Origin of the sequence: Extensimonas perlucida (genome assembly GCF_007655255.1) — a bacterium.
GTDB classification, from domain to species: domain Bacteria; phylum Pseudomonadota; class Gammaproteobacteria; order Burkholderiales; family Burkholderiaceae_C; genus Extensimonas; species Extensimonas perlucida.
The window spans coordinates 15802-33583 of sequence record NZ_VMYE01000003.1 but is presented as its reverse complement, the minus strand read 5'-3'; the positions used below and the strand labels follow the sequence as shown (position 1 = coordinate 33583).

18 protein-coding genes are annotated in these 17782 nt (G+C 64.8%); 16 read left to right on the top strand and 2 right to left on the bottom strand.

Features of this window, described 5'->3' with window-relative positions; genetic code table 11:
- The first annotated feature begins 51 nt into the window (after positions 1-51).
- From arsC to FK527_RS04070, 4 genes are all read left to right on the top strand, one after another.
- Positions 52-474: an arsenate reductase (glutaredoxin) gene (arsC, locus tag FK527_RS04085; RefSeq protein WP_144730123.1), complete on the top strand. Its 423-nt coding sequence runs from the start codon at positions 52-54 to the stop codon at positions 472-474.
- On the top strand, positions 467-1204 hold the full coding sequence (gene arsH / locus FK527_RS04080; protein ID WP_144730120.1) for an arsenical resistance protein ArsH: 738 nt from the start codon (positions 467-469) through the stop codon (positions 1202-1204). Before arsC ends, arsH begins: the two co-directional genes overlap by 8 nt.
- 70 nt (positions 1205-1274) lie before the next feature.
- A complete protein-coding gene (locus FK527_RS04075; RefSeq protein ID WP_144730117.1) occupies positions 1275-2723 on the top strand; it encodes a permease in 1449 nt (482 codons plus the stop codon).
- A 24-nt stretch (positions 2724-2747) separates the two neighbouring features.
- Complete coding sequence (locus FK527_RS04070; protein ID WP_144730114.1) at positions 2748-2987, top strand: thioredoxin family protein; 240 nt, start codon at positions 2748-2750, stop codon at positions 2985-2987.
- A 412-nt stretch (positions 2988-3399) separates the two neighbouring features.
- Here FK527_RS04070 and gcvA read toward each other — a convergent pair whose 3' ends face one another.
- Positions 3400-4320, bottom strand: a complete 921-nt coding sequence (gcvA, locus tag FK527_RS04065; RefSeq protein ID WP_144730111.1) for a transcriptional regulator GcvA — start codon at positions 4318-4320, stop codon at positions 3400-3402.
- Between the two features lie 295 nt (positions 4321-4615).
- Here gcvA and FK527_RS04060 point away from each other — a divergent pair, with 295 nt between their 5' ends.
- The 6 genes from FK527_RS04060 to FK527_RS04035 all read left to right on the top strand — a co-directional run bounded on the left by FK527_RS04060 (position 4616) and on the right by FK527_RS04035 (position 10862).
- Positions 4616-5389: an SDR family NAD(P)-dependent oxidoreductase gene (locus tag FK527_RS04060; RefSeq protein ID WP_144730108.1), complete on the top strand. Its 774-nt coding sequence runs from the start codon at positions 4616-4618 to the stop codon at positions 5387-5389.
- Positions 5390-5516: 127 nt separating this feature from the next.
- On the top strand, positions 5517-6185 hold the full coding sequence (locus FK527_RS04055) for a cupin domain-containing protein (RefSeq protein WP_144730105.1): 669 nt from the start codon (positions 5517-5519) through the stop codon (positions 6183-6185).
- Positions 6186-6187: 2 nt separating this feature from the next.
- Complete coding sequence (locus tag FK527_RS04050) at positions 6188-7342, top strand: flavin monoamine oxidase family protein (RefSeq protein ID WP_186298380.1); 1155 nt, start codon at positions 6188-6190, stop codon at positions 7340-7342.
- A 117-nt stretch (positions 7343-7459) separates the two neighbouring features.
- Positions 7460-7918, top strand: a complete 459-nt coding sequence (locus FK527_RS04045) for a (2Fe-2S)-binding protein (RefSeq protein WP_144730102.1) — start codon at positions 7460-7462, stop codon at positions 7916-7918.
- Between the two features lie 11 nt (positions 7919-7929).
- Positions 7930-10146: a xanthine dehydrogenase family protein molybdopterin-binding subunit gene (locus tag FK527_RS04040; protein ID WP_144730099.1), complete on the top strand. Its 2217-nt coding sequence runs from the start codon at positions 7930-7932 to the stop codon at positions 10144-10146.
- 98 nt (positions 10147-10244) lie between these two features.
- Positions 10245-10862, top strand: a complete 618-nt coding sequence (locus tag FK527_RS04035; protein WP_144730096.1) for a nucleotidyltransferase family protein — start codon at positions 10245-10247, stop codon at positions 10860-10862.
- 51 nt (positions 10863-10913) lie between these two features.
- On the opposite strand, the gene FK527_RS04030 is transcribed toward FK527_RS04035, so the two are convergent.
- Entirely contained in the window at positions 10914-11138 is a 225-nt protein-coding gene (locus tag FK527_RS04030; protein ID WP_144730093.1) for a hypothetical protein, read from the bottom strand.
- Between the two features lie 68 nt (positions 11139-11206).
- Between FK527_RS04030 and FK527_RS04025 the strand changes: the two genes are divergently transcribed.
- From FK527_RS04025 to FK527_RS04000, 6 genes are all read left to right on the top strand, one after another.
- Positions 11207-11698, top strand: a complete 492-nt coding sequence (locus FK527_RS04025; RefSeq protein ID WP_144730090.1) for a MaoC family dehydratase — start codon at positions 11207-11209, stop codon at positions 11696-11698.
- Between the two features lie 50 nt (positions 11699-11748).
- A complete protein-coding gene (locus FK527_RS04020) occupies positions 11749-12900 on the top strand; it encodes an acyl-CoA dehydrogenase family protein (RefSeq protein ID WP_144730087.1) in 1152 nt (383 codons plus the stop codon).
- Between the two features lie 92 nt (positions 12901-12992).
- Complete coding sequence (locus tag FK527_RS04015) at positions 12993-14402, top strand: MmgE/PrpD family protein (protein ID WP_144730084.1); 1410 nt, start codon at positions 12993-12995, stop codon at positions 14400-14402.
- A 30-nt stretch (positions 14403-14432) separates the two neighbouring features.
- Positions 14433-15587 (top strand): acyl-CoA dehydrogenase family protein, encoded by a 1155-nt coding sequence (locus FK527_RS04010; protein WP_144730081.1) that lies wholly within the window; start codon positions 14433-14435, stop codon positions 15585-15587.
- Positions 15584-16774: a CaiB/BaiF CoA transferase family protein gene (locus tag FK527_RS04005; RefSeq protein WP_144730078.1), complete on the top strand. Its 1191-nt coding sequence runs from the start codon at positions 15584-15586 to the stop codon at positions 16772-16774. The genes FK527_RS04010 and FK527_RS04005 overlap by 4 nt, the downstream gene beginning before the upstream one ends.
- Before the next feature lie 119 nt (positions 16775-16893).
- Positions 16894-17703 carry a GntR family transcriptional regulator gene (locus FK527_RS04000; protein ID WP_144730075.1) on the top strand — a complete coding sequence of 270 codons (810 nt, stop codon included), beginning with the start codon at positions 16894-16896 and terminating at the stop codon, positions 17701-17703.
- The last annotated feature ends 79 nt before the right edge of the window (positions 17704-17782 follow it).

Below are 17782 nucleotides of genomic sequence, written 5' to 3'. Positions count from 1 at the left end.
GTGCCAAGTTAGTGAGAGATTGCTGACGCAGTTGTTGAAAGATTCCCAGAGGTGACCGACATCACGATTTATCACAACCCTAAGTGCGGCACTTCGCGCAACACCCTGGCCATGATTCGCAACAGCGGTGTGGAGCCGCAGGTCATCGAGTACCTCAAGACACCGCCCAGCCGCGAAGAACTGTTGGCTTTGGTGGCAGCCATGGGCATCAGCCTGCGCGATGCGCTGCGCCAGAAGGGAACGCCCTACGATGAACTTGGCCTTGGCAACCCGGCACTGACCGACGCACAGTTGCTTGACGCCATTGAACAGCATCCCATCTTGATACAACGGCCCATCGTCAAGACACCGTTGGGTGTGCGCCTGTGTCGGCCGTCGGAGCTGGTGCTGGACATCCTGCCCAACCCACAACAGGGGCCCTTCACGAAAGAAGACGGCGAAGTCGTTGTGGGGAAGGGTGGTCAACATGTCTAAGTCCTCGACAAAGCCACTGACAGACTTGCCCGCAACTGCGCCTGAGCATTTTCGGGTGCCAGACCCAGAGCGGTTTGCCAACCCGGTCCGCTCCAACCATCCGCCACGCATCCTACTGCTGTACGGTTCGTTGCGGGAGCGGTCGTTCAGCCGATTGTTGGTTGAAGAGGCCGCTCGCCTGCTCCAGGCCATGGGTGCAGAGACCAAAATCTTCAATCCCAGCGGCTTGCCCCTGCCTGACGATGCGCCTGACAGTCACCCCAAGGTGCAAGAGCTGCGAAACCTGGCGCAGTGGGCCGAAGGCATGGTGTGGTGTTCGCCAGAGCGCCACGGTGCGATGACGGGCATCATGAAGGCGCAGATTGACTGGATTCCGCTCTCAGCAGGCGCTGTACGCCCCACGCAGGGCAAGACCTTGGCAGTGATGCAGGTGTGTGGCGGCAGCCAATCTTTTAACGCGGTGAACCAGATGCGGGTGCTGGGACGGTGGATGCGCATGCTGACTATCCCAAACCAGTCATCGGTAGCCAAGGCCTTTCAGGAATTTGATGCCAATGACAGGATGAAGCCGTCGAGCTACTACGACCGCGTGGTCGACGTGATGGAAGAGCTCGTGAAATTCACATGGCTGACGCGCGATGTGTCGCCGTACTTGGTGGACCGCTACAGTGAGCGCAAGGAAACGGCCGAGGAACTGTCCAAACGGGTTAATCTGACCAAGGCTACATGACACACTTGGGAGTAGGTTGAACCTGGGTCAATCTGCTGCGCGGTTGTCATCAGTAAACAAAGAGGGACCCATGGACTACGTCTTGCACTTGTTGGGTGGTGGCGCTGGCAACCTGGCTGCCTATTTGGCAGCGCATGTGCTGCTGTGCCTTGTGCCTGCGTTTTTTATCGCGGGAGCCATGGCTGCGCTGATACCCAAGGCCAGTATCACCCGCTGGCTCGGTCGCAACACGCCCGCGTATGTGTCCTACCCCGCTGCGGCCGCGGCGGGCTCGTTGTTGGCAGTGTGCTCCTGCACCATCGTCCCATTGTTCGGGGGCATTTATCGCAAGGGGGCGGGTATCGGACCCGCCATCACCTTCCTGTTCTTTGCGCCCGCCGGCAACATCATGGCGTTGGCGTACACCGGCAGTATCCTGGGTGTGGAGTTCGCATTCGCCCGTTTGTTGTTGTGCTTGCTCTTTGGCATCGGCATTGGTTTGTTGATGGCCATGCTGTTCTGGCGGGATGATGCCACCCACGATGCGCAAACCGACGCGCTCTTTGCCGAGAAGGCTAGCATCGGGACTGCAGCTACTGGATTGTTGCTCTCGATGGTGGCCCTGCTCATTGCCGGAACCCTCAAGCTGTGGCCGCTAACCAGCACAGTTGCCACCGTGACCCTGCCCCTGGGTTGGGCGGAGGCCTGGCAGGCCACATTGTTCAGTTGGGTGCCGTTCGACGCAGCCAAGGGCGAGGAAGGCGTGACTTTCCAGGGCTCCATGCTGATTGTGCTGTTGCTGGCCATTGCGCTGACCGCATGGAAAGGCTTGGAGGACATCATTGAAGGCCCCAACCGGTGGACATCGGTGACCCTGGGTTTGACTGCCGCCACCTTGTTGGTGGCGGCCTTGAAGTTCACCCCGCATACGGGTGGCTTGGAGATAGGTATCACCGGCCGGTTGTTCGCGGTGGCAGCCTGCCTATGGGCAGTCTGGCATTACGCCCGCACCCTTGAACCGGATGACCGGAACTCCTGGCTTTGGGAGTCGTGGCGTTTTGTGAAGCAGATTTTTGGTCTGCTGGTGGTGGGGGTCTTTATTGTGGGCGTGGTGCGTCAAATCATCCGACCTGAGTGGATTGAGACGCTGGCTGGCTCCAACAGCGTCACGGCCAACATGGTTGCCGTGGTGTTCGGCGTTTTCATGTACTTCCCCACGCTCGTCGAAGTGCCTGTCGCCAAGATGTTCCTGGACTTGGGCATGCACCCGGGTCCGCTGCTGGCCTATCTCATGGCCGACCCTGAGCTGAGCTTGCAAAGCATCCTGATGGTCATTGCCGTGATTGGTAGGAAGAAGACCTTCGCCTACGTTGGTCTGGTCGCCATGTTCAGCGTGGCTGCCGGTTTGCTTTATGGTTCGTGGGTCGATGGCATGTCCGTTTTACGACTCACGATGGGTTTGCTGGGCTTTGTTGCCGTGCTGGGTGCCTTGTTGATGGCGTTGCATCGCCGTCAGGCGAGAGCAGCCACAGACACTTGAAGATGTTTCACACAAGGAGAAGCGATGTTGAAAATCAAAATCCTGGGTTCTGGCTGTGCCAACTGCAAGAAGCTGGAGGCAGTTGCACGCGATGCGGCGTCCACTGTAGCGGTGGAGGCCGACTTCGAGAAAATCACCGACATGAAGGCCATCATGTCCTACGACATCCTGTCCACGCCAGCGCTGGTCATCAATGACAAGGTAGTCGCAAGCGGCCGCATCCCCACCAAGGCTGAAATCCAGCAGTGGCTGACAGCCTCCTGAACACCTACTTCGGCGGGGCGCCTGACCCATTGACATCGGACGTTTTGAGCCACTGAGTGTCTTAAGGTTGCCCAGCACTCAAGTCGTCGCACAAGCCGACACATCCAAATAGTGGCCGCACAAGTTCCGCTGCCTGGCCTTGGATTCGAACCTCCGAATCGTTTGCCATGAACATATAGATTTTTTGAGCGCTCGAATGACGCTATGGGTTACGGTCGCTGACCGTTCAGTGCCTTGATGGCAGCACACCGCCCGATGGAAAAATTTCTCAGTTTATGAGTCCATTTTTCTCGCTTTATGAGTCGCTGGCGGCGGTAACTCATTGATTTTCAAAGAGCAAAATTCTTATCTTTTGCGTCCACCTACACCAGTTTGTAGATGGCAGCCGAGGACGGGAAATGTATGGGCATATCTACCCGCTTTGCGATGCCGCCTCGTTCCTCAGCCAATCCCGGAAAGCGACGACCCTTGGCAAATTGGCGCACTCGGGGCGATAAACGACGTAATAAGCCAGTTCGGACTCGAACCGAACCTCCGCGAACAGCCGCACCAATCTGCCCGCAGCCAGGTCGTCATGCGCCATGACGCTGCGCGCAAGGGCCACACCGCGCCCCTCGATCGCCGCCTGTAAGACTGCCGCCGAGTTATTGATCTTCATGCCGCGCGAGGTGGTCAATCGAACGACGTTGGCCTTGGCGAACCATTTTTCCCATGTTGGGAAGCCCACGTCGCCGTCCATCGACAGATCGTGGATGAGCGTGACATCGCCAAGCTCCATCGGCGTTTGCAAATGCCCATGCTGTCGAAGCAGTTCAGGAGAGCAGACGGGGAAAACCTCCTCTCCCATAAGCTTCTCTGCCGTCAAACCCGGCCACATACCAGTTCCGTAGCGCACCCCCACATCCACACGCCGGGCTACGAAGTCGACCGGCTTGAGACTGGTTTCAAGGCGCACATCCGTATCGCGGCAGATAGCCTGGAACCGCTCGAAGCGCGGCAGCAGCCACTTGGCGGCGAATGCGGGACTGACGGTAATGGTCAACACGTCGCCAACGACGCCCTCTCGCAGCTTCTCCAGCCCCAAGGCCAGCCTGTCGAAGCCGGCCCGGACGTCAGGCAGAGCGCGCAATGCCGCATCCGTGGTCACAAGCCGGGCTTTGCCGCTCGTGCTTCTGATGAACAGCGGTGTGCCAAGCCAGTCCTCCAAGCCGCGAACGAGTTGGCCGACGGCCGCGGGCGTGACGTTGAGTTCCTGCGCAGCGGCCGAGAAGCTCTGGTGCCGGGCACTGGCTTCAAAGGCTCGAAGGGCGTTCAGATGGACGGGCGACTTCATAACGATAAAGAATTTCTTTCTATTGCAAACACTTTATCTCATTTGTCTTCAGCACGGAATCAGAGAAAAATTCATCAACATTGAGAAGACATTGCGGCTTGCAATCCAATGCGGTCATGTCCGGCAATAACTGGCACGCATAGGTTTTCTTGCAGATCAAGTCGGTCTCGATGAGCGGCGCCCTCGATCGGAGAAAAAGCGCGGGTAGTTGCATAGGTGCGGGCACGGGCATGAGCCGCCTGTCCCATGGTCTGTAACCGACGCCCATCAGTCGGTGGGCAAACAGGGAGTTCATATGAGCAATCAATTCAAGGGCAAGAAGCTGCTGGTCGTCGGCGGAACGAGCGGGATGGGCCTTCAGACGGCCCGGATGGTCATTGCTGAAGGCGGCAGTGCGGTGATCGTGGGCCAGCGCCCCGAGAAGACCGAGGCCGCGCGCAAGGAATTGGCTGCGCTAGGCCAAGTGTGGGCGCTGACCGCCGACCTGACCCGTGACGAGGATGTTGCCGCACTGCGCACGTCCATCGACGAGCAGCACCCCGACATCGACCTGCTGGTGAATTCTGCCGGTGTGTTTTTACCGAAGCCCTTCCTGGAGCACTCGGAAGCCGACTATGACCAATATATGAAGTTGAACAAGGCGTTCTTCTTCATCACGCAGAAGGTCGCCAGCAACCTTGTCGCCAAGGGCAAGCCCGGCGCCATCGTCAATATCGGCTCGATGTGGGCGAAGCAGGCCATTGCGGCGACCCCATCTTCGGCCTATTCGATGGCCAAGGCGGGCTTGCACTCCTTGACCCAACACTTGGCGATGGAGCTTGCGCCAAAGCATATCCGCGTCAACGCGGTGTCGCCGGCCGTGGTCGAAACGCCGATTTATGAGGGCTTCATCCCCAAGGCGCAGGTGCATGATGCGTTACAAGGATTCAACGGCTTTCACCCTATCGGACGCGTTGGCACGCCGCAGGACGTCGCGGAGGTCGTCGTCTTCCTGCTCTCGGACAAGACGAGCTGGGTGACCGGCGCAGTCTGGGACGTGGACGGCGGCGTGATGGCGGGGCGCAATTGAGGAAAATTGCGTATTCAGTGCGCGTGCTCGAAGCCCGCGCGCAACCCCCCAAGGAAGGCGCAAGGGGCATCATGGCTGCGGTTTTTCAGCGCAGCCGAGAATGTCCACTTCACCACGGAAGCGCTTTATGCTGATCAATGCCGACTTCTCACGCCGTGCCGTCGTGGTGCCCCGCCAGTACCAATGGGTTCCTTCGCCGCAAGGGGGCGTCGAGCGCGTGATGCTGGATCGCGTGGGAGCCGAGAAAGCGCGCGCAACCAGCATCGTGCGTTATGCACCGGGCTCCCACTTTCCTCCCCACCAGCATCCCGGCGGAGAGGAGATCCTCGTGTTGTCCGGCGTTTTCTCGGAAGACGGCAGGCACTACCGGGCGGGCTGGTATCTGCGCAACCCGCCCGGCTCCAGCCACCAACCTTCCAGCCAGGAGGGCGCCGTTATCTTCGTCAAGCTCCTGCAGATGCAGGCGCACGAACGACAAGCCGTGCGTATCGACACGCGGGCCGCATCATCCTGGCATAGCGAAAATGGCCGCGAGGTTTGTCCGCTGTTCTCGGACGAAGTGGAGCAGACCAGCCTGCAAAGACTGGCACCGGGTGAAGCCATAGTGACCGTGCCGGTGGAGGGGGCCGAACTGCTGGTACTGACCGGGAATGTGGTGGCGCAAGGGGAATCCTACGAGCGCGGAAGTTGGATACGCTTACCCGCAGGACAGTACCCCGAGTTCGTGGCCGGTACCCACGGAACGACCGTCTATCTCAAGATCGGGCGCCTTGGCGAAACGCCGATCAAGGTCTGATCATGCAAACAACACGCATCGCCATCGTGGGAGGCGGTCTTTCGGGCCTGTACGCAGCGTATTTGCTGGAGCAAAAAGGCGTCCATGACTATGTGGTTCTGGAGGCTCGGGACGTGTGGGGCGGGCGAATTGCATCTACGCCGGTAGCCGAGGGCGCCTCTCCCATGGATCGCTTTGACCTTGGGCCGACGTGGTTTTGGCCTGCCTACCAGCCGCAACTCGATCGGCTCATCGCCAGTCTGGGGCTGGAGCGCTTTGCACAGCCCGAAGACGGAGACATGCTTGTCGAGCACACGCAGAACGCGACACCAGCGCGCGTGCGCGGCTACGCCTGCGCACCGCCGTCCATGCGTTTGCTGGGAGGGATGGGCACGCTGGTTGATGCCTTGCGCCGGAGGCTGACTCCGGGAAATCTCCTGCTCGGCCAGCGCGTGCTCCGTCTGCGCAGCGATGGCCGTCAGGTGGAACTGGAGGCCGAGAACGCCCAAGGGCAGCCCAGCACCTACCGGGTCGAGCATGTGCTTCTGGCCGTGCCGCCGCGCCTGGCGCTGGCACGGATCGACTTCCTGCCAATGCTCCCCGAACCGCTGGTGCGCGCATGGCGCGGTACGGCGACCTGGATGGCGCCGCACGCCAAGTACCTTGTCCATTACGACGCGCCATTCTGGCGTGCGCAGGGGCTGTCTGGTGAAGCGCGCAGCAGCAGAGGGCCGCTGGCGGAAATGCATGATGCCTCGATGCCCGGTGGCGGTGCGGCGCTGTTTGGCTTCTTTGGCGTTCCGGCCCGTGTGCGCCGGGGTGTCCCCGAGGATGTATTGCGCACGCACTGCCGCGCCCAGTTGACGCGGCTGTTTGGCGAAGGTGCGGCAACCCCTCTGGCGGATTTCATCAAAGATTGGGCTGCCGATCCTTGGACGGCCACCGATGCGGATCAGGATGGCGCGGGCCAGCACGCGGAAGCGCCGGATGCGTCGGTGCCCGAAGGCCCCTGGCAGAACCGAATCATGGGCATCGCCAGCGAGTGGTCACCGCAGTTTCCAGGCTACGTCGCCGGAGCTGTCGAGGCGGCAGCGGATGGCGTCAACACACTTTTGGAACCACGGAAGGTCTGCCTGACCCCCTGGCAAGTTTGCAGGGACATGCAGCCCCCACGCTGAAATTCTGCACGCCTTGCGCTATTCTGCTGGGCCACTAGATGCCGCGCGGCTGTGCAGGCTGTGCCGCACTTTGCTTTGATCTTCGCTTTGATTACACCCCTCTCGGAGTCCACCACCATGATCCAACTTACCGTCAACGGCCAGCGGCATCAGGTCGATGTCGCGCCCGATACCCCGCTGCTGTGGGTGCTGCGCGACACCTTGCAGCTCACCGGTACCAAATACGGCTGCGGCCAGGCGCTGTGCGGTGCCTGCACGGTGCACATCGACGGCGTGCCTTCGCGCGCCTGCATGACGCCCGTGTCCGCCGCTGCAGGGCACAAGGTCAGCACCGTAGAGGCGATGGAGCAAGATCGCATCGGCCGCGCCGTGCAGGCGGCCTGGCGCAAGCTCGACGTGGTGCAGTGCGGCTACTGCCAATCGGGCCAGGTGATGAGCGCCGTGGCGCTGCTGGCCACCAACCGCAAGCCCAGCGACGCCGACATCGACAGCGCCATGGCCGGCAACCTGTGCCGCTGCGCGACCTACCAGCGCATCCGCGCCGCCATCCACGAAGCCGCGAAAAGCCTGGCCTGAAGGAGATCACCATGCCCGACACCACCATCCACAACCTGAGCCGCCGGCGCTTCGTGCAGGGCACTGCCGCGGGCCTGACGCTGGGCTTCAGCCTGCCTGGCGCGCTGGCCGCAGGCGCTCCCAAGGCAATAGCTGCCAGCGCAGGCGCAGCAAGCGCTGGTGCCAATTTTGAGCCCAATGCCTTCGTGCGCATCGGCAGCGACGATACGGTCACGGTGATTTCCAAACACCTGGAAATGGGCCAGGGCACCTACACGGGGCTCGCGACCATCCTGGCCGACGAGCTCGACGCCGACTGGGCGACGGTGCGCGTGGAAGGTGCGCCCGCCGACGCCAAGCGCTACAACAACCTGCTGTGGGGCCCGGCGCAGGGCACGGGCGGCAGCACGGCCATGGCCAACTCGTGGGAGCAAATGCGCAAGGCCGGCGCCACGGCGCGCGCCATGCTCGTGGCCGCCGCCGCGCGCCAGTGGCAGGTGCCGGCCGAGCAGATCCAGGTGCGCCAGGGCGTGGTGAGCCACCCCGCCAGCGGCCGCAAGGCGCGCTTTGGCCAGCTCGCGCAGGCGGCAGCGGCCGAGGCCGTGCCGGGCAACGTGCGCCTCAAAGACCCGAAGGATTTCACGCTGATCGGCAAGGTCGCGCCGCGCAAGGACACGGCCGAAAAGGTCAACGGCAAGGCGCGCTTCACGCAGGACGTGCACCTGCCCGGCATGCTCGTGGCTGTGGTCGCGCACCCGCCGCGCTTTGGCGCCACCGTCAAGTCGTTCGACGCGGGTCGCGCCAAGGCCGTCAAGGGCGTGGTCGATGTGGTGCAGATTCCGCAAGGCGTGGCCGTGCTCGCGCGCGACACCTGGAGCGCCAAGAAAGGGCGCGACGCGCTCTCGGTCACCTGGGACGAAAGCGCCGCCTTCAAGCTCGGCAGCGAGGAAATCCTGGCGCGCTACCGCGAGCTCGCGAAAAAACCCGGCGCCGTGGCGCGCAGCGAAGGCCAGGTCGAGCCCGCGCTGGCGCAGGCTGCCAAGGTGCTGACGGCGGAGTTCGATTTTCCGTATCTGGCCCACGCCGCCATGGAGCCCATGAACTGCGTGGTGCAGTTCGACGGCCAGCAGTGCGAGGTGTGGAACGGCGAGCAGATGCACACGGGCGACCAGTACGCGCTCGCGGCGCTGTTCGGCATCGCGCCTGAAAAGGTCATCATCCACATGCTCTACGCGGGCGGCAGCTTTGGCCGGCGCGCGAGCAAGAGCGCCGACTACGTGCTCGAGGCCGCGCAGATCGTCAAGGCCACGGGCGGGCGCGCGCCGGTCAAAATGGTCTGGCTGCGAGAGGACGACATGCGCGCCGCCTACTACCGGCCGCTGAACCATCACCGCCTCGAAGCGGCGCTCGATGCGCAAGGGCGCCTCGTGGCCTGGCGGCACCGGCTCGTGGGTCAGTCGATCATGAAGGGCTCGGCCATGGAGCCCATGATGGTCAAGAACGGCATCGACGCGACCTCGGTCGAGGGCGCCTCCAGCCTGCCCTACGCGATCCCGAACCTGCAGGTGGAGCTGCACACGCCCGAGGACATCCCCGTGCCGGTGCTCTGGTGGCGCTCGGTGGGCTCGACGCACACGGCGTATTCGACCGAGGTTTTCCTCGACCAGGTGGCCAAGGCCGCGGGCAAAGACCCGGTGGCGCTGCGCCTGGAGCTGCTCGCCGCGCATCCGCGCCACGCGGGTGTGCTCAAGCTCGCTGCCGAAAAAGCCGGTTGGGGCCAGCCACTCGCCCCGGGCAAGGCCGGCGAGCGCCGCGGGCGCGGCGTGGCCGTGCACGAATCCTTCCGCTCCTACGTGGCGCAGGTGGTCGAAGTCACGGTGGCAAAGGACGGCAGCCTGAAGGTGGACCGCGTGGTCTGCGCGGTCGATTGCGGCGTGGCCATCAACCCCGACAACGTGCGCTCGCAGGTCGAGGGCGGCATCGGCTTTGCCCTGTCGGCCGCGCTGTATGGCGAAATCACGCTCAAGGAAGGGCGCGTGGAGCAGGGCAACTTCGACCAGTACCCGATTCTGCGCATCAACGAAATGCCCAAGGTCGAAACCCACATCGTTCCCTCGGCCGCAGCGCCCACGGGCATGGGCGAGCCACCCGTACCCCCGCTCGCCCCCGCACTGGCCAACGCCATCGCCGCGGCCACAGGCAAGTGGCTCACGCGGCTGCCGCTGCGCACGGGCGAGCTGGCGGCTTGATGGGGCTGCCTGGTCTGACAAGTTGATGTGACCGATGCGGACGCAGCCATTCCTGTGCCTTGGCGGTTCGGGCCGTTTCGTCCCGCTAGGCGCACACCATGCCTGAGCCAGCGCCCGCCGCCGGCGCCATCGCCGGCGTGCTGCTCGCCGCGGGCATGGGGCGGCGCTTTGGTGGCGACAAGCTGCTGCACGCCTTGCCCGACGGCCAGCCGATGGCGCAGGCCGCGGCGCGTGCGCTGGTCGCCGCACTCGCGCCGGTGGGCGGCACCTGCGTCGCCGTGGTGCGCCCGGGCCAGACCGCGCTCGCGGCCCTGCTCAGCCAAGCAGGTTGCACCGCCATCGAATGCCCCGAAGCCGCGCAGGGCATGGGCCACAGCCTGGCCTGCGGCGTGCGCGCGACGGCGCAGGCGCGCGGCTGGCTCGTCGCGCTCGCCGACATGCCGCGCATCGCCCCCCCGAGCTACGCCGCCGTGCGCGACGCCCTGCTGCGCGGCGACGCACGCACCATCGCCGCGCCGAGCTGGCAGGGGCAGCGCGGGCATCCGGTGGGCTTTGGGCGGCACTGGTTCGAGGCGCTGAGCCACCTGCAAGGCGACGAGGGCGCACGCGCCGTCCTCGCGGCTGCGCGCGGCGCGATCACGCTGTGCCCGGTGGACGACGAAGGTGTGTTGCAGGACGTCGATCGGCCTGGGGATTTGGCGGTTTTTGGGCGGTAGTGGAGTGCGCCAGCAGAAATTGGGGTCAGATTCCAATTATTGCTTTTCTTGTCACGCCAGGAAAGTAAGGGTTATCCATAGGAGCCTGTCGGACTTTGGAATCGTCGGCTGCGAATGCGCCGCAGCGGCCCATTTTTTACCGTCTTCTTGCCCCATAGCACCACTATGGGGCGGCGAATCCGGCAAAAACTGGCCTCGCCGGGGCGCCTTCTCGCTTTCGACGCCCAAAGCCCGACAGGCTCCTAGGAATCGCAGCAGAGCCAATGGATGTATCATCCCACTCCATAATGTCCGGACATTCAAATGTCCGTTTTTCGAGAGCACATCCAAGGAGCCAAAAACTCATGCAGGGCACGCGCCACAAGGCCAGTTTGGGCCGTTATTTCGAGGACTTCGCGGTGGGGGATGTGTACGAGCACTTCCCGGGTCGCACCATCACCGAGGCCGACAACATCCAGTTCAGCCTGCTGACCATGAACCAGCACCCCATGCACTGCGACCATGCGTTTGCGGCAAAGAGCGAATTCGGCAAGCCGCTGGTCAACAGCGGGCTCACGCTGGCCATTGTGCTCGGCATGACCGTGGCCGATGTGAGCGGCAAGGCGATCGCCAACCTCGGCTGGAAGGAAATCCAGCTCGTCGCGCCCGTGCACCCCGGCGACACGGTCTATGCCGAGAGCGAGGTGCTCGAAAAGCGCGCATCGCAATCGCGCCCCACGCAGGGCATAGTGACCGTGCGCACCACGGGCAAGAAGGCCGACGGCACCGTGTTCATGACCTTCGTGCGCTCGGCGCTGGTTCCTAAGCGCGGGCACGGCGTCGAAGACAAATTGTGAGCGCCTCACGCTTGCTGTACCTGGGCTAATGCCCGATTGGAGCCGTCAAAATGCATTTCGAACTGAACCCGCAGCAAGTCGAGCTGCGCGACGCTGCGCGCAAGCTCGCGCAAGAGGTGTTCAAAGACAAGGCAGCGCGCTGGGACCGCGAGGAGGCCTTCCCCGAGGAGAACAAAAAACTGCTGTGCGAGCTCGGCTACACGGGCCTGAGCGTCGATCCCAAATACGGCGGCGCGGGCCTGGGGCTGGTCGATACCTACCTCGTGATCGAGGAGATCGCCAAGGTTGACTTGGCCACGGCCCTGATCGTGCACGAGCAGAACGTCTCGCCACGCATCATCGCCACCTACGGCCCCGAGGCCATGCGTGCCAAGCTGGTGCCCAAGTTCGTGAGTGGCGAGCTCGAGTGCAGCATTGCCTGGACCGAGCCGCAGGCCGGCTCCGACGCAGCCTCGGTGAGCACGACCGCGGTGCGCGAGGGCGACGAGTACGTCATCAACGGGCAAAAGGTCTTCACCACCTACGGTGACCGCGCGCACCTGCACCTCGTGTACGCGCGCTTCGGTCCCTCGAAGGGCGCGCGCGGCGTGGGCACGATTCTGGTGCCCAAGGACAGCCCGGGCCTCACGGTGCGCAAGCTCCCCTACAAAATGGGCGTGCGCGGCGCGAGCGAGAACGAGCTCTTTTTCGACAACGTGCGCGTGCCGGCCGAGAACGTGGTCACGCTGGGCGACCCGCAGAATTCCAAGGGCTTCGTCGCGCCGCTGACGGTCTATAACGCCACGCGCGTGGGCATGGGCGTGATGGCGCTGGGCGTGGCCGAAGGCGCCTTCGAGCTCGCGCGCGACTACATGAAGGTGCGCAGCCAGTTCGGCCAGCTGCTCAGCGAGATGCAGGGCCTGCGCTGGCTGATGGCCGACATGTGGATAGAGATCGAGGCCGCGCGCTCGCTGTGCTACCGCGCGCTCGCGGCCATAGACGCGGGCAAGCCAGACCCCTGCCTGTCGTCGGTGGCCAAGGTGCAGGCGACCGAGATGGCGCTCAAAACCACGCTGCAATGCCAGCAGATGTTCGGCGGCTACGGCTACTTCGGCCTGCTGCCGCTCGAGCGCATGGTGCGTGACGTGCGCATGCTGACCATCACAGGCGGCACGAACCAGACGCAGAAGAACGCGATCGCAAATCACATTTTTGGTAATTAAATTGCCATTTAGCGCTTGATATACCTGCGTAAGCAGCTTCTTTTATAGGAGCATCCGCAGGTCTTTTCCCTGTTTTTGAAAGGCTCCCCGCCATGACGGCATCTTCTTCCACGGCCAGCCCCACCATCGCCGAGCGCCTGGCCGAATTCACTGCGACGCAAGACGGCGCGGCGATCCCGGCGCCGGTGCGCGAGCGCGCCCGGTATTTGATCCTCGACGCCGTGGGCATCGCCTACGCCTCCACGCATTACGAATTTGCGCAGCGCGCGCTCTCGGCGGTGCGCGACTTGTCCGCGGGGCTCGGGCAGGTGCCGGTGATCGGCCTGCCCGCGCGCCTGCAGCTGCGCGACGCGATGCTGATGAACGGCATCCTGATCCACGGCCTGGACTATGACGACACGCACTCGGCCGGCGTGATCCACGCCACTTCTGCCTGCCTGCCCGCGGCGCTCGGCGCGGGCGCGCAGGCCGGGCGCAGCGGCGCGGACCTGCTCACGGCCTACATCATCGGCATGGAGGCGGGCACGCGCCTGGGCGCCGTGGCCAAGGGCGGCTTTCACCAGGTGGGCTTTCACCCCACGGGGCTGATAGGCGCGTTTGCCACCACGCTGGTGTGCGGGCGCCTGTACGACCTGAGCGCGCCGCAGCTCGCGATGGCGCAGGGCATCACGCTGAGCACGGCCTCGGGCAGCATGGAATTCCTCAACGACGGCGCCTGGACCAAGCGCATGCACCCCGGCTGGGCCGCGGCGGCGGGTTTGACTTCGGTGACGCTTGCGCGCCACGGCTTCGTCGGCCCGCGTGCCACCTACGAGGGGCGCTTCGGCCTGTTCCAGAGTCACCTGGGCCGCTGGGCCGAGGGCATGGACATGGCGCTCGCCACCGCGGGTCTGGGCACGCAGTGGGAGCTCATGAATGTGGCCGTCAAGCCCATCCCGGCCTGCCACTTCACGCACGCCTGCGCCGATGCCGCGGCGCACCTGCGCGCGCAGCACGGGCTCACGGCGCCGCAAATTCGCTCGGTGCGCGCGCTCGTGCCGCAAGAGGTGGTGAAGACGGTGTGCGAGCCCGTGGCGACGAAAAAGCGCCCGCAAAACAGCTACGACGCGCAGTTCAGCATCCCCTACATCGTCGCCACGGCGCTGCTGCGCGGCAGCTTCGGGCTCGAACACCTGGAGGACGCGGCGCTGGCCGACCCCGAGGTGCTCGAGCTGGCGCAGCGCGTCGAATACGAGGTCGATCCGAACTCGCCGTTCCCCAAGTATTACTCGGGCGAGGTCATCGTCACCACCACCGACGGGCGCGAGCTGCGCGAGCGCCAGGAGGTCAACCGCGGTTCGGCCGACCGGCCCCTGAGCGCCGCCGACATCGAACAAAAGTTCATGGAAAACGCGCGCCTCGTCGTCTCGCCGCAGCGCGCCGCGCAATTGCGCGACCTGGTGCTGGGCATGGAAGCGCTGGACGCGCGGCAGCTCGCCGAAGGCCTGGCCGCGCGCGGCTGAAACCCCCTTCGACTCTCTGAAAGACCCTTCATGAACGCAGCACAGCAAGAAAGCGAAAAACTGATCCTCGACAGCCTGGACAAATTCATCGAGGCCGAGGTCAAGCCGCACGCGCACCGGCTCGAGATCGCCGACGAGTACCCGCACGAGATCGTCGAAAAGATGAAGCAGATGGGCCTGTTCGGCTGCATCATCGATACCGAATACGGCGGCTTCGGCCTCTCGACCTCGACCTATGCGAAGATCGTCGAGCGCCTCGCGACGGTGTGGATGTCGCTCTCGGGCATCGTCAATTCGCACCTCATCATGTCCATGTGCGTGCAGCGCCACGGCACCGAGGCGCAAAAGCGCGCCTTTTTGCCGCGCTTTGCCACGGGCGAGCTGCGCGGCGGCATCGGTCTGACCGAGCCCGACTGCGGCACCGACCTGCAGGCCATACGCACCGTAGCGGTGCGCGAGGGCGACCATTACGTGGTCAACGGCGCCAAGACCTGGATCACCAACAGCGGCGAGGGCAACTGCATTGCGCTGCTCGTCAAGACCGACCCCAAGGCCGACCCGCCGCACAAGGGCATGAGCCTGTTCATCGCCGAAAAAGGCCCGGGCTTCAAGGTCGTGCGCAAGCTCGACAAGCTCGGTTACCGTGGCATAGACACCTGCGAGCTGTTGTTCGAAAACTACCGCATCCCCGCCGACCGGCTGATCGGCGGCGTGGAAGGGCGCGGGCTGCAGCAAATCCTTGCGGGGCTGGAGCTGGGGCGCATCAACGTGGCGGCGCGCGGCGTGGGCGTGGCGCGCGCGGCGCTGCAGGACGCCGTGGCCTACGCGCAGGTGCGCAAGACCTTTGGCAAGCCGATCTGCGAGCACCAGGCGATACAGCTCAAGCTCGGCGAAATGGCCACGCGGCTCGAAGCCGCGCGCCTGCTGGTCGAATCCGCGGCGCGCGCCTACGACCGCGGCGAGCGCTGCGACATGGAAGCTGGCATGGCCAAATACTTCGCCACCGAGGCGGCCATGGAAAACGCGCTCGAGAGCATGCGCATCCACGGCGCCTACGGCTACTCCAAGGAATACAACGTCGAGCGCTACTTCCGCGATGCGCCCTTGCTGCTGATCGGCGAGGGCACGAACGAGATGCAGCGCATCATCATCGCCAAACAGCTGATCGCGAGGAACCCCGCATGAGCCTGCCCCTGCGCGGAGTGCGCATCCTCTCGTTCGAGCAGTACGGCGCGGGCCCGTTCGGCACCCTGCACCTGGCCGACCTCGGCGCCGAAGTGATCAAAATCGAAAACCCCAGCGACGGCGGCGACGTGGGCCGCCTGGTCGGGCCGTTTTACTTCGGGCCGGGCGACAGCCACTTCCACGAAGCCTTCAACCGCAACAAGAAAAGCCTCACGCTCAACCTCAAGCAGGACGAGGCGCGCAGCGTGCTCGCCGACCTCGTGCGCAGCGCCGACGCAGTGTTCGACAACCTGCGCGGCGACCTGCCGCAAAAGCTCGGGCTGACCTACGCGCAGCTCGCGCCCTACAACCCGCGCATCGTCTGTGCGCACCTCTCGGCCTACGGGCGCACGGGCTCGCGCACCGCCTGGCCGGGCTACGACTACCTGATGCAGGCCGAAGCCGGCTACCTGTCGGTGACGGGCGAGCCCGACGGGCCGCCCGCGCGTTTTGGTCTCTCGATCATCGACATGATGACGGGTGTGACGGCCGTCACGGGCCTGCTCGCGGGCATCATCGAAGCGCGCAGCACGGGCCGCGGGCGCGACATCGACGTGAGCCTGTTCGACGTGGCCATGGGCAACCTCAACTACGTCGCTGCCTGGTATCTGAACGAGGGCCACAAGGTCGGACGCGCGCCGCGCTCGGCCCACCCCTCGCTCACGCCCAGCCAGCTCTACCGCACGCAGGACGGTTGGATCTTCATCATGTGCAACAAAGAGAAGTTCTGGCCCGCGCTGTGCGCCGCCATCGACCGCCCCGACTGGGCCGCGCACCCCGATTACGCCAACTTCGCGGCGCGGCTCGCGCACCGCGAACAGCTCACCGAGGCGCTCGACGCGGTGCTTGGCACGGCCAGCACCGAACAGTGGCTCGCACGCTTTGCCGGCAAGGTACCCGCCGCGCCGGTCTATGACGTGGCGCAGGCGCTGGACAACCCCTTCGCGCACGAGCAGGGCCTGATCCTCGAAGCGCCGCACCCCGCGCGCGGCAGCATACGCACCGTGGCCTCGCCGATCCGCTGCCCTGGCGAGGCGCCGCTGGTCGGCATCGCGCCCACGCTGGGCGAGCACACGCAGGCGCTGCTCGCCGAGCTCGGCTACGACGCGCAGCGCATCGCGCAGCTCGAAGAAAAAGGGGCGGTGTGAGCGCTGCGAGCGGCGGCGCCAGCCGCTGCGCCGGCGCAAGCGGATAGGATCGCGTCCGTAACGCCGCGACTGTTCGCGAAGCCGCCACGCCCGCCACGCCCGCCACGCCGAAACCGCGCATGACCATTCTCCCCCCGCCCGACGCCGCTACCGAAAACGCAGCGCCCGCCGCAGACGCCGCGCCCGCGCCGCTGCTCGCGAGCCCGCCGCAGTACCTGCTCGTGGCGCAGCGCCTGATGGCCGACATCCAGTCGGGCCGCTACCCCGTGGGCAGCCACTTGCCCACCGAAATGGAGCTGTGCGCGCAGTTCGGCGTGAGCCGCCACACCGTGCGCGAAGCCGTGCGCCAGCTGCAGGAGCGCGGCCTGGTGTTGCGCCAGCGCGGCGTGGGCACGCAGGTCAAGGCCAGCCGCGCCGAAGGCCGCTACGTGCAATCGACGGCCACGCTGGTTGACTTGCAGCAATACGCCGAGGACACGCGCCTCGTGACCACCGAGGCCGAAGACGTGATCGCCGACGCGGCGCTCGCGCAGCTGCTGCAATGCGCGCCGGGCCAGCGCTGGCTCAAGGTCACGGGCTACCGCTATGCGGGCGACAACCCGCTGCCCATCGCCTTCACGCAGATCTACATCCACGCCGCCTACAGCAGCATCCGCACGCTCATAGGCACGCAAAAAGTGCCCGTGCACACGCTGATCGAAAGCCAGTGGGGCGTGCGCATCCACGAAGTCGCGCAGGAGATCGACGCCGTCACGCTCGACGCCGCCGCCGCCGCGCGCCTGCAGGTCGAGCCCGGCTCGGCGGGCCTGCTCGTCACGCGCCGCTACCTCGGCCCGCAGGGCCGCCCCATCGAGGTGGCCGTCAACCTGCACCCGGCGGATCGCTTTTCGTACCGCATGAGTTTGCGGCTGCAGCTGGCGGGGAGGTAGCTGAGCGCGGACGAAGAGAGCAGGTGCGCTGGGCCTTTTGCGGCCAGGCTCCTAGGAGCCTGTCGGATTTTGGAATCGT